General features: G+C 74.5%; 12 protein-coding genes, 2 tRNA genes and 1 pseudogene. 6 read left to right on the top strand and 9 right to left on the bottom strand.

The window, feature by feature from the left end:
* Positions 1–25: 25 nt before the first annotated feature.
* The 8 genes and pseudogenes from QN157_06740 to QN157_06705 all read right to left on the bottom strand — a co-directional run bounded on the left by QN157_06740 (position 26) and on the right by QN157_06705 (position 10,259).
* On the bottom strand, positions 26–1,222 hold the full coding sequence (locus tag QN157_06740) for a sugar phosphate isomerase/epimerase family protein (protein ID MDR7555289.1): 1,197 nt from the start codon (positions 1,220–1,222) through the stop codon (positions 26–28).
* Positions 1,223–1,258: 36 nt separating this feature from the next.
* Positions 1,259–2,248: an alpha-ketoacid dehydrogenase subunit beta gene (locus QN157_06735; GenBank protein ID MDR7555288.1), complete on the bottom strand. Its 990-nt coding sequence runs from the start codon at positions 2,246–2,248 to the stop codon at positions 1,259–1,261.
* Positions 2,249–2,418: 170 nt separating this feature from the next.
* A pseudogene (pdhA, locus tag QN157_06730) lies at positions 2,419–3,384 on the bottom strand (pyruvate dehydrogenase (acetyl-transferring) E1 component subunit alpha).
* Entirely contained in the window at positions 3,381–4,433 is a 1,053-nt protein-coding gene (locus QN157_06725) for a sugar-binding domain-containing protein (GenBank protein MDR7555287.1), read from the bottom strand. Before QN157_06725 ends, pdhA begins: the two are co-directional and overlap by 4 nt.
* Before the next feature lie 64 nt (positions 4,434–4,497).
* A complete protein-coding gene (locus QN157_06720) occupies positions 4,498–5,841 on the bottom strand; it encodes an SAF domain-containing protein (protein MDR7555286.1) in 1,344 nt (447 codons plus the stop codon).
* Positions 5,842–6,052: 211 nt separating this feature from the next.
* Positions 6,053–7,714 carry a patatin-like phospholipase family protein gene (locus tag QN157_06715; protein ID MDR7555285.1) on the bottom strand — a complete coding sequence of 554 codons (1,662 nt, stop codon included), beginning with the start codon at positions 7,712–7,714 and terminating at the stop codon, positions 6,053–6,055.
* Between the two features lie 6 nt (positions 7,715–7,720).
* Positions 7,721–8,731 carry a signal peptide peptidase SppA gene (sppA, locus tag QN157_06710; GenBank protein MDR7555284.1) on the bottom strand — a complete coding sequence of 337 codons (1,011 nt, stop codon included), beginning with the start codon at positions 8,729–8,731 and terminating at the stop codon, positions 7,721–7,723.
* Positions 8,732–9,089: 358 nt separating this feature from the next.
* Positions 9,090–10,259 (bottom strand): DUF1646 family protein, encoded by a 1,170-nt coding sequence (locus QN157_06705; protein MDR7555283.1) that lies wholly within the window; start codon positions 10,257–10,259, stop codon positions 9,090–9,092.
* A gap of 66 nt (positions 10,260–10,325) precedes the next feature.
* On the opposite strand from QN157_06705, the gene QN157_06700 reads away from it, so the two are divergent.
* The 6 genes from QN157_06700 (at position 10,326) to lepB (ending at position 15,050) form a co-directional block, all read left to right on the top strand.
* Positions 10,326–10,415 (top strand) — tRNA-Ser (locus QN157_06700).
* Positions 10,416–10,702: 287 nt separating this feature from the next.
* Positions 10,703–11,629 (top strand): hypothetical protein, encoded by a 927-nt coding sequence (locus tag QN157_06695; protein ID MDR7555282.1) that lies wholly within the window; start codon positions 10,703–10,705, stop codon positions 11,627–11,629.
* A gap of 370 nt (positions 11,630–11,999) precedes the next feature.
* Entirely contained in the window at positions 12,000–13,439 is a 1,440-nt protein-coding gene (locus tag QN157_06690) for a HAMP domain-containing sensor histidine kinase (protein ID MDR7555281.1), read from the top strand.
* Positions 13,436–14,149: a response regulator transcription factor gene (locus tag QN157_06685; protein MDR7555280.1), complete on the top strand. Its 714-nt coding sequence runs from the start codon at positions 13,436–13,438 to the stop codon at positions 14,147–14,149. Before QN157_06690 ends, QN157_06685 begins: the two co-directional genes overlap by 4 nt.
* 108 nt (positions 14,150–14,257) lie before the next feature.
* Positions 14,258–14,352 (top strand) — tRNA-Ser (locus QN157_06680).
* A gap of 128 nt (positions 14,353–14,480) precedes the next feature.
* Positions 14,481–15,050, top strand: a complete 570-nt coding sequence (gene lepB, locus QN157_06675) for a signal peptidase I (protein MDR7555279.1) — start codon at positions 14,481–14,483, stop codon at positions 15,048–15,050.
* A gap of 87 nt (positions 15,051–15,137) precedes the next feature.
* On the opposite strand, the gene QN157_06670 is transcribed toward lepB, so the two are convergent.
* The gene (locus QN157_06670; GenBank protein MDR7555278.1) at positions 15,138–15,404 is read right to left on the bottom strand and encodes a DUF4242 domain-containing protein; all 267 of its coding nucleotides are present in this window, start codon (positions 15,402–15,404) and stop codon (positions 15,138–15,140) included.
* Positions 15,405–15,473 lie beyond the last annotated feature (69 nt).

Below are 15,473 nucleotides of genomic sequence, written 5' to 3'. Positions count from 1 at the left end.
CCGTGGGCCCGCGGGGGCGCGTCGGTCAGGTCGGCACCACGGCCTCGCGCCAGAGCTCCTCGAAGCGCGCCTTGTTCCAGCGGGCCAGGTCGCGCCCGGCGCCCAGCGAGAAGCCCTCCAGGGCGATGGCCGCCCGGTAGTCGCGCAGCCCCGCCAGGATGCGCGCGAGGTCGCGGCCGCCCTGGCCCAGGGGGAGGTGCAGACGCGCCTCGTCGGCGTCGCTGAGGTGGACGTGGACCACCCGCTCGAGCTGCGCGATGAACGCCACCTCGTCCTCGCCCCATGGGATGTGCGCGACGTCGACCACGGTGCCGACGTTGGCGCGGTCGACCTCGCGCACCAGCCGGTTGGCGTCAGCGGGCGTTACGACGAACTCGCCCTGGCGCGGCTCCATGTGCTCGACGCCCACCACCAGGCCCCTGGCCGCCGCCTCGTCGGCCAGCGTGCGGACCGCCGCCACCAGCCCGGGCCAGTAGGCCTCGGCGTCGTCGTGCGGCGCCGTGGTGCGCCCGGGGTGCATCACCACGAGCCGGGCGCCCAGGGCCACCGCCATGGCGAGCGACGTCTGCAGCGCCTCCAGCGACGCCCGGCGGATGCCCTCCAGCGTCGAGGTGACGTTCAGGTCCCAGCTGAGCGCGTGCAGGACCACCACGAGGCCCCGCCGGCGCGCGGCCTCCCCGAGCGCCGCGGGGTCGGCGCCGTCGCGCACCAGGTGGTAGGCCCACAGCTCGACGCCGTCGTAGCCGAACTCCACGGCGGCATCCAGCACGTCGGCGGGGTCGTGCGCCCACAGCAGCGGCGCGCTCAGCAGCACCTGGCAGTGGCGCTGCACCGGCGGCAACTCGCCCGGCGCGGCGGCCAGCACCGGCCGGTGGCGGCGCCGCGGCCGGGGCCGCGGGCGCACGATGTCCATGGTCGCCCGCAGTTCGGCCGCCACGCGGAAGGGCTTGGTGAAGACGCGCCCGGGCAGCGTGGTGATGAACTCCCGCGGGCTCCGCCGGAACTCGGTGGTGATCTCGAAGGGCTTGGCCAGCAGGCGACGCGCCACGCTGTTGACGTACTGCTCCATGAAGTGCAGGGTGTCGACGGCCACGGCGCGGCCGCAGACCGCGCACAGCACGCGCGACAGCCCGCCGGCCCCGGGCGCCACCAGGTGCGCCGTGGCCCGCCGGCAGCGCCCGCAGTAGAGTTCGACCTCGTAGCGTTCCTCGACGGTCGGCACGGTGTCCTCCGCGTGGACCCAGACCTGCTTCCGCCCCTAGCCGCCCAGCACCTGCCGGACGGCGGCGACGATGTCCTCCTCTTGCGGCACCGCGGCGCGCTCGAGGGTGCGGTTGTACGGCAGCGGGCACTCCTGTCCGCCCAGGCGCACGATGGGCGCGTCGAGGTAGTAGAACGTCTCCGTCTCGGCCAGCCGCGCGGCGATCTCGGCGCCGATGCCCAGGGTCTTGGTGGCCTCGTAGACGATGACCACGCGCCCGGTCTTGCGCGCCGAGGCCTCCAGCGTGGGCACGTCGAGCGGCCGCAGGGTGCGGGGATCGACCACCTCGACGCTGATGCCCTCCTGCGCCAGCCGGGCGGCGGCGGCCAGGGCGCGCCCGACCATCACCGACGTGGCGATCACGGTGACGTCGCTGCCCGGGCGCACCACCGCGGCCTGGCCCAGCGGTACCGGGGTCAGCGGCTCGGGCACGGGGCCGCGCTCCTTGTAGAGCAGCTTGTGCTCCACGAACACCACCGGGTTGTCGTCACGGATGCTCGCCAGCAGCAGCCCGGCCGCGTCGGCCGGCGTGGCCGGCGCCACCACCTTCAACCCGGGCACGTGCGCGAACCACGCCTCCAGGCTCTCGGAGTGCTGGGCGGCGGCGCCGGTGCCCGAGCCCGCAGGCGTGCGGACCACCATGGGCACACGCGCCTTGCCACCGAACATGTAGCGGATCTTCGCGGCCTGCAGCACCAGCTGCTCCATGGCCAGCGTGATGAAGTCCATGAACTGGATCTCCAGCACGGGCCGCAGGCCCGTGAGGGCCGCGCCGATGGCGCACCCGGTGATGGCGGCCTCCGAGATGGGCGTGTCGCGCACCCGCTCGGGGCCGAACTCGGCCAGCAGGCCGTCGGTGACCGCGAACGCGCCGCCGTAGACGCCGATGTCCTCGCCCAGCAGCACGACCCGCGGGTCACGGCGCATCTCCGCGCGCAGGGCCTCGCGCAGCGCCTCGCGGTAGGTGAGCTCACGCGTGGCCGTCATCACAGCGCGCCGGCCTCCGGAGCGTGCCCCGACCCGCGGTGGGGCGCGTCGGCGCCCGCAGAATCGGCATCCGGCACCCGAGGCGGACCCTGGCCGTCGCGGGGGCGGCGCGCATGAGCATCGGGATCGCCAGCGGCCGGGTCAGGGGCGGCAGCGGTCGGGCCGTCGTCTGCGTAGACGTCGTCGAGCAGCGTCGCCGGATCGGGCTCGGGGCTGGCCTCGGCGAACCGCAGCGCGTCGTCGATGATCGCACGCGCCTCGGCCTCGAGCCGCGCCGCCGCGTCGTCGGTCAGCAGGCCTTCGGCCACCAGCCACTGCCGGAAGCGCACGATGGGGTCGCGCTGCCGCCAGGCGTCGACCTCGTCGCGGGTGCGATAGCGCTGGAGGTCGCTCTTGCTGTGGCCCCGGTAGCGGTAGGTGACGCACTCCAGCAGCGTCGGGCCCTCGCCGGCGCGCGCCCGAGCCACGGCGGCAGCCGCCGCGGTGTAGACCGCCAGGACGTCCATGCCGTCGATGGTCTCCCCGGGGATGCCGTAGGCGCAGGCGCGCTGGCTGATGCGCTCGACGTTCATGCTGCGCGCCACGGGCATGGACATGGCGTACTGGTTGTTCTCGCAGACGAACACCACCGGCAGCCGCCAGATGGAGGCCAGGTTCAGCGCCTCGTGGAACGCGCCCTCGTTGGCGGCGCCGTCGCCGAAGAACGCCACGCACACCTGGCCGCTGCGCCGCAGCTGGATCGATAGCCCCACCCCGGTGGCAATCGGGAGGCCGCCGGCCACGATGCCGTTGGCGCCCAGGTTGCCGCCCTCGACGTCGGCGATGTGCATGCTGCCGCCCCGGCCGCGGCACAGCCCCGTGGCCTTCCCGAGGAACTCGGCCATCATGGCGCGCACGTCGGCGCCCTTGGCCAGGCAGTGGCCGTGGCCCCGGTGGGTGCTGAGGATGTAGTCGTCGGGCCGCAGCGCCGCGCAGACGCCCGCGGCGACCGCCTCCTGCCCGATGCTCAGGTGCATCGTGCCGTGGACGCGCCCCTGGGTGAAGAGCACCTCCGCCCGCTCCTCGAACGCCCGAATGAGCAGCATGGTGCGCAGGAGCCCGACGAGCCGATCGGTGGGCAGGGCCAGCGCCTTCACCGTACGCCCTCCGCGCGCGCTGCGGAGGCCACCGTCGCGGTGCGGGCAGCGTCCAGCACGGCGGCGGCCGCCACGTGGTCGGTGACGAGCACGTCCACCAGGCCGCCCCGCAGCGCCCCGGCGATCGCCGCCGCCTTCTCTGCCCCGCCGGCCACCGCCACCACGGTGCGGATGCGCCGGAGGTCGTCGAGGGTCACCGCCAGGATGCGCCGGTCGAGGGCGCCGTCGACGGGTGCGCCCGTCGCGGTGTAGGCCCGCGTGCAGATGTCGCCCACGGCGCCCCGCCGCCGCAGCTGCGCCAGGTCGGCCGCCGAGAAGTAGCCGCTGCGCACCAGCGTGGACGACGGCACGAGCGCGCCGATCCCCACCACCGCCACGTCCACCGTCCGCGCCTGCGCCAGCACCCGTCGGATGCCGACGTCGGCCAGCAGGGCGCGCGCCAGCGCGGGCGCTGCGACGATGGCCGGCGCGTGGAGCAGGTGGGCCTGGCCCGCGAACGCAGCGGCCAGGCCGGCGGCCAGGTCGTTGGCGTGGATGCCGGGTGCCACCTGCCCGACGCCGCCCACCAGCGGCACGACCACCGGCCGCAATGGCCGGGGCCGCAGGTGGTCCACCACCGCCCGCAGCGTGGTCCCCCACGAGATGCCCACGCGCGCACCGCCCTGCAGCGCGCGTTCGAGGTAGCGGGCGCCGGCGCGGCCCAGCGCGCGCCGCGTCGCCTCGGGATCGCCGGCGTCGCCGGTGACCACGATGGCCTCGCGCAGGCCGAAGCGGTCCTCCAGGGCGCGCTCGAGCTCGTGGTGCGTCCCGGGCGGGGCCGCGATCTCGATGCGCACGACGCCCACCTCGCGGGCGCGCCGCAGCAGGCGCGAGACCGTGGGCCGCGACAGCCCCAGGCGTGCGGCGATCTCCTGCTGCGTGAGGTCGCGCAGGTAGTACAGGTCGGCCACCTTGGCCAGCAGCGCGGCGGCGCGCGCCCCCGCGCGCGCGGCCTGTGTCCGGCCCTCCATCGCGCGCGTCTCGCCCGCGCCCGTCTCGCCGCGGCTCATGACGCGTGCACCCGCCAGCCCCGATGTGGCAGAGCCGGGACGCGAGGCGCCGGGGTGCGGTGCGTCATGCCGATCCCGCCCGCGCGGGCAGGCGCCCGGCGTCTGCGGCCAGCGGCGGCAGCGTGCCGTCGCGCACCAGGACGTCCTGCAGCCGCCGCAGGTGCACCACGGCCAGGGACTCGTCGAGCTCAACGTCGGCCGCCGTCAGCAGCGCGTCGCGGGCCACCGGGCGGCGCACGCGCGCCCCGGTGGTCACCCCCACCGGCACGGCCTCGCGCGCCCGCGCCTCGTCGGCCGCCAGGGTCACGCCGTAGACCGCATCCCCGCCGATGCCGTCGAGCACGTCGCCCGGGTGGAGGTCGCGCTTGGCGGCCGCGACGCACTCGGCCACGGGGGCGCCGGATGCCGCCATGGTCACCTCGCCGTCGAGCACGGCGCGCGCGATCGTCACCGGCGCCTCCAGGCTGGCCAGGTGGTACGGACGGTAGAGCAGGTAGTAGGGCCCCGCACCCATCCGGAGGTAGGCGAGGTCCCGCCGCAACGCAGCATCGTCCGTCCGGCCCACCACGAAGACCCCGGGCGCCACGTCGCCCACGGCGAAGTCGACCACACCGCTGCGCTGCAGGAGGCCGCCGTCGGCGACGGGCACGAACACGCGCAGCAGGTCGGCCAGGTCTGCCCGCGGACCGTGGAGGCCAGGGCGGTCGGGGACGAGGCCGGTGGCGTTGGCCAGGACCGTGAGCTCCGCCATGGTCTTGGTGCCGTCCACGAAGGCGGCCAGCATGCGCGGGCTCATGCCCCGCTGCGCGGCCTCCAGCGCCACCGACGCCGCGGTGGCGGTACGGTCGAGGCGGTTGTTCTTGCCCTTCCCCGCACAGACCACGTCGAGCCCCACCACCCGCGCGAACTCGACCAGCTCGGCCAGGACCGCGGGCTCGTCGCCGGCGGCCAGCGTGTAGACCACGCCGGCAGCGCGCGCCTGCCACGCCAGGAGCGGCCCCACCGTGGCCTCGGCCTCGACGTTGAGGGTGACCACGGCACGCCGCCGCGCCAGCGCCGCCAGCGCCAGCCGCCCACCGGCGTCGGGGTCGCCCGTGGCGTCTACGACCACGTCGACCTCGGGCAGGTCGAGGAGCACATCGGCGCGCGTGGTGGCCACCGCGCGCCCTGCGTGCGCGAGGCGCGTGGCCTCACCGTCGTCCCCGGCAGACCCGACGGGGACGCCGGCGTGCGCCAGCGCCGCCGCCGCGCGGTCGGGCACCACGTCGCAGGCACCCACCAGGACGAACCCGGGCAGGCGTCCCAACCGCCGGCACAGGCTCGCGCCCATCTGGCCCGCGCCGACCACCGCCACGCGGATCGGCCGTCCCTCGCGCGCGCGCGCCTGCAGGCGCGTCAGCAGTCCCATCGGCAAAGTGAACAAATGTTCATGAACGCGCAAACGTGCATATAGGCGTTCGGCAGCACCGGCCCGATCCCCTGCCCGAAGCCGGCGGTGCGACGCGGGGCCCCCGGCTCCCTGACGAGCGTGCGTCCCGATGTGGAGCCCCGATGCGCATGTGCCCCGACGCGCATGCGCCCCGACGCGCGCTGGGGCGGCCGCAGGTGTCTCGAAGCGACTAGCTGCCGGCGGGACGGCGCAGCAGCCCCGCCACGATGCGCCGGGCCGCGATGCGGGCGCCCAGCGTCGCCAGCGCGCGCCACAGGCGCGGCCGCGCGGAGGGGACAAGGGCGCAGGCGAGGTGTGCGGCGAGCCGCGCCGCCAGGTGCGCGGCGGCCGCAGGTGGCACGTCGGGGCCGCCCACCGCGCTTAGGTCGCGCGCGGGGCGGTAGGCTTCCGCGGCATCCGGGACGTAGGCCAGCGCGGGCACCGTCTGTGCCAGCGCCTCCAGCACCTGCCGGGCGTCGGCGCGTCCGCGGCGGTAGTCGTGCTCGCGCCATGCCTCGTCGAAGAAGCCGCCGAAGTTGCCCAGGAAGTCGCCGGCCAGCGTGCCGGGCGCCGGCGCGATGAGGTGCAGGTCCAGGTCGACTTTGTTGCGCAGCCCCGCGACGTTCTCGAGCGCGTAGGCCAGGTCGAGGAAGAGCGCGGCCGCCGCGGGATCGTCGCGCACCCGCGCGTAGAGCGCGTCGTCGCGGGCCAGCAGCGGGCCCAGGCGGCGCAGGTTCTCGTCGAGGTGGCGGCGGCGTGCCTCCTCGGGCGGGACGGTCTCGCCGGCCGCGCGGGTGCCCTTGAACGTTGCGATCTCCGCCACCAGGTCCGCGGCCCGCGCTGCGGCCGCCGCGCGCGACGGTGCCGGGGCGTCGGCGACCACGGCCGCCAGGCAGTCGAGCAGGCGGTCCTGCCAGCGCAGCCGCGTGTTGATGCGGCTGGCGCGGATCCAGTCGCGCTTGGACGCCTCGCCCAGCACCGCGTTGAGGAGTCGATCGGCCAGCACGCGCGCAGACAGCGGCGCCTCGCCCAGGTCCGGTGCCACCGCCGCCGCACCGGGGAACGGGTCGACGAGGAGGTAGACCCTGCGGTCGGCCGCCGCTGCCGGCTCCTCGTCTTCCACCGCCTCGACGAGGTCGCGGGCCAGCCCCACCGGCTCGTTGTTGAACAGCCCGCCGTCGGCGTAGGTGAAGGCCCGCATGCCGTCCGGCGCGTAGATGTCCGCGTGCCGGTAGTCGGCCAGGCGCCGCTCGAGGCGGACGGTGGGGAATGCGAACGGAAACGCGCCGGAGGCGATCGCCGCCCGGGCGATCGCCTGCCAGTCGGCGGGAACGCCCGCCCGCACCGTGAAGGTGATCCAGTCGGCGAAGAGCGCGGTGTCGAACCGTCCCGGGGTGTTGGCGTACCCCAGTGAGTAGCGCACACCGTTCAGGTTGGCGAGCGCGAACGCCACGCGCAGGGTGGCGGGGGCCGCGGGGTGGGGGCCCGCCGCGGGACGCGCAGCCGTCGCGGGGTGGCGGAGCAGGATCGCCCGGGCCAGCGCCCAGATGGCCCGATCGGAGAAGAAGCTCGCACCCGGCGGCCCCTCGGTCAGCTGCGCGAACGAGATCTCCCTGACCCAGGCGCGGTGCAGGTCGGCCGCCGCGGCGCGGTCGACCATCAGCGCGCGGGCCAGCACCGCTGCGGTCATCGCCCCCGCCGACGCCCCCGTGACCACGTCGAGCACGACGGGTGCAGACGCGTCGAGGCGATGTTCGAGGGCCCAGAGCAGCTCGGCGACCGCGCCCGCCTGGTAGGCGCCCAGCGAGACGCCGCCCGAGAGCACCAGCGCCAGCCGCGTCGTCACGGCCACGCGCCCTCAGGGCACCATCAGGTACTGGACGCTGAGTCCCCAGCCCGCCAGCGCCGCCCCCGTGGCCTCGGGCACCGGTGCCGGGTCGACCGCGTCCCACCCCACGGGCAGGCTGCGGCCGAGCGCGCCGAGCAGGGCCTGCAGCAGGCCGCCGCCGGCGCCGTACTCGACCACGGTCGCCTGCGCGAGCCCTGCGCGCCGCATGGCGATCGTCACCGCTGCGGGCAGGTGGCCCAGGCTGTCGACCAGGCCCAGCCGCTGCGCCTGCAGCCCGGTGTAGATGCGTCCGTCGGCGAGCCGCCGCACGCGCGCGGGATCCATCCTGCGGCCCCGGGCCACCGCCTCGACGAACCGCGCGTAGGCCTCGTCGACCAGGCGCTGCACGATCGCGGCTTCGGCCGGCGTCATCGGGCGGTTGGGGTTACCCAGGTCCTTGAACGCACCGCTCTTGAACACGATGGTGCGGACGCCGATCTTGCGGCTCAACGCCTCGGTGTTGGCCAGCGCCACGATCACGCCGATGCTACCCGTGACGGTGGTGGGCGCTGCGACGATGTGGTCGGCGGCCGCGGCGACGTAGTACCCACCCGAGGCCGCCACCTCGGTCAGGAGGGCCACGACCGGTTTGCCGGCACGCCGCAGCGCGACGAGGGCTTGGTAGAGTTCGTCGCTGGCCACCACCGAGCCGCCCGGCGTGTCCAGCTCGACGATCACCGCCCGGATGGCCGGATCGCGCCGCGCACGCTCCAGCAACGCCACGAGGGCGCGGCTGGAGGCCCCGGTGCCCAGCAGCGCGACACCCCGGCCCTCGCGCGAGATCGGCCCGACGACCCGCACGACCGCGATCTTCTCCGGCCCCTCGCCGCTCAGGTAGCGTTCCGCCGGTGCGTCCCAGCGCGCGAGGCCGCCCATGCGGGCGCCCCACAGGAACCCCGCCACGCCCCCCGCTGCCGTCGCGGCCGCCAGCGCCGCGGCGGCGAGCACCACACCCGCTGCGACCCACATCGTCTGCCGCATCGTCGTCCCTCCCCGACGGCACGTCCTCCGACGCACCGCACGTCCTCCACCTGCCGCCCACGTGCCGGGGCGCCGTAGTCGACGCCGACGGGGCGCCCTCTGGCACCCCCGACGACGCACCACGGGGTCGGCCCCGGCGGCGCGCCCGCGAACGCGCCCCGCGTCCTGTCCCGCACCGCCGCTGGAGGGGTTCGGCCTGCGCCGGCGCGCAGCCTTCGGCGCCGTGTGGCCTCCGATGTCGTCGTGCCGCTATTGCGTCCTGCGGGACATCGCAGCCCCGGTGCCGGTACCGGGGCTGCCACCCGCGGCCACCACGCCAGCGGCCGGCCGCGTGGTGCAGTCTCCGGTCGTTTGTCGTTTACAGCACGAACAGGACGACGTAGTAGAGCACGAGGAGCGCGGCGCCCACCGGCACCGCCACTTGCGCCCACTGGCGGCTCCCGATCCCCAGGCGCCCCGCGGCGACGATGTTGGGGATGTTGCCGGGGATCAGCATCCCACCGCTGACCAGCAGCCCCATGAGCACGGCCTGGACCTGCCGGGCGCTCATGCGCGCGTCGACCTCGGCGGCTGTCAGCGTCGCGTTGTCCAGCACGGCCGAGACCATGTTGATCCAGTAGAGCACGCGCGCGTCGAGGCCGATCACGTACGCCTCGATCACCGGCCGGAACCCTTCCCCCAGCAGCGTGAGCGCCACCACGAAGAGGTAGACGCGGGCGGCCCGGACCACCACGGTGCGCACCGACTCGACCGCAGGCGACGCGATCAGGGAGGCGTCGGGCGACGCGCCCGCTGCGGGGGCTGGGAGGGCGTCGGGCGACGCGCCCGCTGCCGAGGCCAGGGGGGCGTCGGGGGTCCCGGAGGCGCCCGGCGCGTCTGCGAGCGGTGCGCCCGGCGCACCGGTCGATGCGGCGTCGCCCGCGCCCCGCACGGCGTCCCGCGCTGCCACGCGCGCCAGCACTCCCAGCGCCACCACGCCCGGGACGACGTAGGGCCCCAGCAGCCGCAGCAGGAACCAGAACTCCTGCCGGAGCTTGGCCGTGGCGATGGTCGACAGCGGCTCGCCGACCGGCGTGAGCGCGGCGCCCAGGCCGATGGCGAAGCAGGCGAACACCACGATGCGGGTCTCGGTGCGCCGGGGCAGGCGCAGGGCCGAGATGAACTCCACGAGCACCAGCGAGGCGATGATCGCCGTGACGACACTCGCGGCCAGCCCCAGCCCCACGGTGGCCACCGCCACGAGGGCGCCGGCGCCGATCCGGGCCTGGGCCCAGTCGACGGCCTGCCCCACGTGGGTGCGCGCCCACAGGAAGAGCAGGCCGAACCCGAAGACCGCTGCGGTGATCGGCAGCGGATGGCGCAGCGCCTCACCGATCAGGGGCACCGTGAGCACCCCCGACGCCAGGGCCGAGGCCACGCCGGCGACGAACAGGAATGCCTCGAGGTTCTGCTCGATCCGGCGGGAGAGGAACGGGCCCGCCAGGACCACCAGCAGGACGACGAGGTTGGCGAGGATGGGGAACGGCACGGTTCAGGATTACACCGCACCGGCTCGCATGGCGTCAAGGGCCGCGACATGGTACATTGAGACGTTGGAGGAGTTCGGGAGCCCGGTACCCGGACGGTCTCGAAAACCGTTGGGCGCATGCGCGCCTCGTGGGTTCAAATCCCACCTCCTCCGCCATCGTCCGGGCGTTACCGATTCCGCAGGGATCCTGGTGTCGCATGGTGCGCGCGGGCACGTGGGCGCCGCCATCGTCTGCCCGTCAGCGGCGCCGCGGAGACCGCACGTCGTGGCAGCGTCCGGACGTCCCGCTCCGTGGTCGTCTGGGGTCCCCACGACCTCGACCGTCCGGGGCCGCTGACCGAATTTCCACCTTCCGGGAACGGCCCTACCATGGTCGGGCGCCCGGCCGGCTGGCACCCTTATAAGAAAGACGGGAACGATCCTGAATCCCCGGAGGTGTCACGGTGAAGCGATTCCTGCTGGCGCTGGTGCCGGTGACGATCCTGGCCACGGCGTCACTGGCGTTCACGCACATCTACACGCATCCGCTCGACGAGGTCGCGCCGCCGGCCGAGGAGACCGTGATCGCGCCGGTCGCAGCCGATGCGCCCGCCCCCCAGGCGCCCGCCCTTGCGCCGGAGGTCCGCAAGACCGTCGTCGCCCAGAGCGAGCCCCCCAAGCCGCAGCAGCAGGAGGCGACCACGGGTCAGGTGCCGACGCAGGTCGAAGAAGAGAAGGACGAACCGCTGCCCGAACTGGTCGTGGACAAGACCCCCCTGATGCAGGCCATGGCCGAGCTCGACCGCGCGCTCCACGAAGCCAAGCTCGCGGTCGTGGCGGTGGACGCGGCGGCGCAGCAGCGGCACATCCAGGAGTCGGTGAACCTGCTTGCGGGGGCCGGGGAGCCCCAGTTCCGGCTGATCGCCGGAGATCCCAACACCTACAAGGGCGTCCGGCCCCTGCTGATCCAGGCCCGGGTGGTCCGCGAGGCGGCCGAGGTCCAGTGGATCGCGGCGATGCAGCGCCGGACCGAGGCGGCGGCCAGGAAGGTGGCCGAGCTCGCCCAGGCAGGGACCGCCCCCGAGACCACGACCCCACAGCCCGCGCAGCCAGCGCTGGACCTCTCCGCGACGGTCGGACCCAGCGGCGTGCTAGGCACCCGCGGGATGCGGCCGGAGGAGCAGGCCCAGCAGCTCGTCGACCGCGCGATCCGGCAGGCAGCCGAAGCCCTGACCCTCGCGGCGCGGACGCAGCCAGCCGGCGGCGGTGGCGGGCTGGAGGGCGACGTGCAGACCGCGCGGGTCTCCGACGAGGCAGCGCAGCTCATGCAGGCGGTGGTGCGCACCCTCGAGACGGCGAAGAAGATCGTCCAGATCGCGATCGACCGCTAGGGAGACGGGGTACGGAGCGGAAGACGGGGTACGGAGCGGAAGACGGCGTAAGGAGACGGCAAACCGCTGCCTTCGCACCGCTTCGCTCTGGTACCCCAGAGACGGATACGGAGCGGAGGACGGCGTAAGGAGACGGCGCGGGCACGCGGCGCGAAGAACCCCTGCGCCGCTGCGGATAGATCGCCTGTGCCCGTGCATCATATGCCCCCGGGCGGCGCGCCAGCCGGCGCGCCGCCCGCGTTCGTGCCAGTGTCGGAGACGCGCGTCGGCGCCTGGCAGCGTGCCGACGGCTGCACGGTGCCGCCGGGGCGCCGGCGTATCGTGCGGCCACGGCGTACTCTGCAGCGATTGGGGTACTATAGATCTTGACGTGAGCGGGCCTGGCCTGCGGCGCAAGTTCCTGCTGGCCTTCGTCGGGCTGGCCGCGCTGTTCGCGGCGGTCTTCGGAGTGCTGGCGGCCTCGCGCCTGCGCGCCGCGCTTGGCGAGCAGGTGCGGCTGCGGGCCAAGGTGGTGGCCGAAGAGCTGGCGCGCGAAGCGTCGTCGTTCCTGCGCACCCCGGAAGGCCTGACGCCCGGGCCCACCAGCAGCCGCCTCACGCGCCGGCTGGTGGCCGGGACCGTGTTGTACGCGCAGATCTACCGCGACGGCCGCCTGCAGTTCACCGACGGGCGCGCCGATCTGGCCGTCGCCGTCCCGCCGCTGGACCGCCCGATGGCGATCTACATGCGCCGCTCGCCCTCGGGCACGCCCTACCTCGACCTCCTGCGGGCCGTCCCCGAGTTCCCGCTGGAGCGGCAGGTCTTCGTCCGCGTGGGGTTTCCGCTCTCGGACGTCGCCCGCGCCATCCGGCGGGAGACGCGCATGATCGCGCTGGCCGGGGCGCTGCTGCTGGCCGCGGGCACGCTGGCCGCCGTGGGGCTGTCGCGGGCGATCCTGGGCCCGGTGGAGCGGCTGGCCGCGGGCATTCGCGACGTGCGCCGCGGCAACTACGCCGCCCGCGTGCAGGCGACGACCCGCGACGAGCTGCAGCTGCTGGCGGAGGAGTTCAACGCCATGGCCGCCGCCATCGAGGCGCGCGACCGGGAGCTGGCCCGGGTCAACGAGGCCCTGCGCCGGGCCAACCGCATCAAGGACGAGTTCTCGGCAGCCATGAGCCACGAGCTCAAGACGCCGCTGCACGCCATCCGCGCCTATGCCCAGCTCATGCTGGAGGGCATCGACGGCCCGCTCACCGACGCCCAGCGCCGCGACCTGGAGGCGATCCACGCGGCCGGGGACCACCTGCTCCACCTCATCGAGGCGATCCTGCGCTACTCGGCGCTGGAGGCGGGCGGCATCACCCCGCAGCTGGCCGACGTGCCCGCGGCCGGGGTCGTCGAGCAGGCGTGTCAGAACGTGGCCCACCTGGCCCGCGCCAAGGGCCTCGGCATCGAGACCCGCATCGACGGCACGGTGACGGCGCGCGCCGACGAGACGATGCTGCGGCAGATCCTGATCAACCTCCTGCACAACGCCATCAAGTACACCGCCCGGGGGAGCATCACGGTGGGCGTTGCGCCCGCCGACGGCCAGGTGGTCTTCAGCGTCGCCGACACCGGCCCCGGCATCGCCCCCGAGGACGCCGCCACGGTGTTCGAACCGTTTCGGCGCGCGGGCGACGCGGCCCGCCGCGAGGTGGACGGCATCGGGCTGGGCCTGGCCGTGGTCCGCCGGTACGTGGAACTGCTGGACGGCCGCATCTGGTTCGAGAGCGGTCCGCAGGGCGGGACGACGTTCTACGTCGCTCTGCCCCGGGGGAGGACGGCATGAGGATCCTGGTCGTCGAGGACGACGCGCGCTCGCGCGACCTCCTGGTGCGCTACCTCACCGCCAAGGGGCACCAGGTGATCACCGCGGACGATGGCGGCCGCGCCCTGGCGGCGGTGGCGGCCCACGACCCCGAGCTCGTGCTGCTGGACGTGAACCTGCCGGTCATGGACGGCTGGCGCGTGCTGGAGGCGGTGCGCAAGGTCAGCCGGGTCCCGGTCATCATGGTCACGGTCCACGACACGCCGCAGGACAAGGTGGCCGGTCTGGACCTGGGCGCGGACGACTACATCACCAAGCCGTTCGATCTGCGCGAGCTGGACGCCCGGATCACCGCCGTCGCCCGGCGGGCCTACCCCACCGCGCCCCGGCTGATCCGCGCCGGTGCGCTGACGCTGGACGACGAACGCAAAGAGGTGGTGGTGCGGGGCCGGCCGGTGGTGCTGTCGCCCAAGGAGTACGAGCTGCTCCGGCTGCTGGCCGCGCGCCCCGGGAAGGTGTTCTCGACCGACGAGATCGTGGCGGCGGTCTGGCCCGACCGCGACGACGCAGCCGCCGAGGACGTGAAGAAGTACGTGCACATGCTGCGGGCCAAGATCGAGGAGCACCCCGGCCAGCCGAAGGTGATCGTCACCGTGCGCGGGTTCGGCTACCGGTTCGTGCCCCCGGAGCCCGGCGCGTCCGGCGAGCTCAGTGGTCCGTCGGCGCCATGATGTCCCGGACGCGGCGGCGGCCTGTGTCCGGTCACCAACCCCGTTCAGTGCGCCGCCAGCCCACCTGGTCGGTGCGCATGCGCGCACGCTATACTGAAAGACGACCGCGGAGGGGTGCGAGAGCGGTTGAATCGGCACGCCTGGAGAGCGTGTAGGTGGGCGTCGAGCCTGCCTCGTGGGTTCGAATCCCACCCCCTCCGCCACCGTACGTCGGTTCGGCCCCAGGGGCACGCGACGACGTCGGGGGAGGCCCGGCGCGGTGGCAGGCCGCCCGGCCGACGCCGATGAGGGCGCGCTCCCACCGACGCGGACCGACGGACGCGGAGGACGCATGAGGACCATCCCGCAGTTGCAGGCCGCCCGGGCGTGGGAGGCGCTCCGTCGCACCGTGCGCGGGGCGCGCGACGTGCTGGCCATCGTGCTGGTGGCCGTCGTCCTCGCGCAGCTGGTGATGACGTCGGTGGCGCAGGCCTACCAGGTCGAGCAGTCCTCGATGGAACCCACGCTGCTCCCGCACGACCGCGTGCTGGTCAACAAGCTGGTCTACCGGCTCCGCGCCCCGCGCCCCGGCGACGTGGTGGTGCTCCGCTACCCGCGCGATCCGACCCGCAACTACATCAAGCGGCTCGTGGCGGGCCCCGGCGCCCGCGTCGAGATTCGGGCGGGGCAGCTGCTGGTCGACGATCGGCCGGTCGAGGAGGTCTACCTCAACGGCATCCAGGGCCCGCCGACCGGGGATTGGGGCCCGGAGGTGGTGCCGCCCGACAGCTACTTCGTGCTGGGGGACAACCGGAACAACAGCGAGGACTCCCGGGTCTTCGGGTTCCTGCGGCGGGAGCAGATCGTCGGCCCGGCGATCCTCATCTACTGGCCGCCGCATCGCGCGCGGCTGCTGCCGTAGGGCTCTCCCGGGGACCGCCACCCCCGACAGCACAGGAGACGGGACGGGAATCGCGTCCCGTCTCCTGGAGCCGGCAGGTGGAAAGCGTTACCGGGGCGTGAGGTCGAGCGCTTCGACGACCCGGACGAAGGGAATGCCGGCGGCCCGATTCACCTCTTCGACCAGCGCAGCGCTGGCGGCCTCGAACAGGCACATGACGTGGGACTCGCCGGGCACAAACGTGCTCCGGATGTAGCGGACCGGCTTCCCCTCCTGGGTGAACCGGCGGCTGGTCTCGATGGCCCGGCGCTGGGCGTCCGCGAGCTGCTCCAGGGTGATCCCCGGGAGGTCCCGATCGGCCATGTAGACTTTCATGTCCCTCCACCTCCCTGTCCGAATTGCCCTCATCCTACCGGCCGACGCCGCCGCCGACATCTACAAGAC

This window comes from Armatimonadota bacterium, assembly GCA_031459855.1.
Taxonomy (GTDB): domain Bacteria; phylum Sysuimicrobiota; class Sysuimicrobiia; order Sysuimicrobiales; family Humicultoraceae; genus Fervidifonticultor; species Fervidifonticultor primus.
The sequence above is the reverse complement of the archived record's forward strand: the minus strand, read 5'-3'. Positions and strand labels throughout refer to the sequence as shown.

What these genes read in the sequence shown, in the direction of transcription:
- QN157_06735 (MDR7555288.1), bottom strand. Translation starts at nt 2,248, where the DNA reads ATGACGGCCACGCGTGAGCTCACCTACCGCGAGGCGCTGCGCGAGGCC.
- QN157_06725 (MDR7555287.1), bottom strand. Translation starts at nt 4,433, where the DNA reads ATGAGCCGCGGCGAGACGGGCGCGGGCGAGACGCGCGCGATGGAGGGC.
- QN157_06720 (MDR7555286.1), bottom strand. Translation starts at nt 5,841, where the DNA reads ATGGGACTGCTGACGCGCCTGCAGGCGCGCGCGCGCGAGGGACGGCCG.
- sppA (MDR7555284.1), bottom strand. Translation starts at nt 8,731, where the DNA reads ATGCGGCAGACGATGTGGGTCGCAGCGGGTGTGGTGCTCGCCGCCGCG.
- QN157_06685 (MDR7555280.1), top strand. Translation starts at nt 13,436, where the DNA reads ATGAGGATCCTGGTCGTCGAGGACGACGCGCGCTCGCGCGACCTCCTG.
- lepB (MDR7555279.1), top strand. Translation starts at nt 14,481, where the DNA reads ATGAGGACCATCCCGCAGTTGCAGGCCGCCCGGGCGTGGGAGGCGCTC.
- QN157_06670 (MDR7555278.1), bottom strand. Translation starts at nt 15,404, where the DNA reads ATGAAAGTCTACATGGCCGATCGGGACCTCCCGGGGATCACCCTGGAG.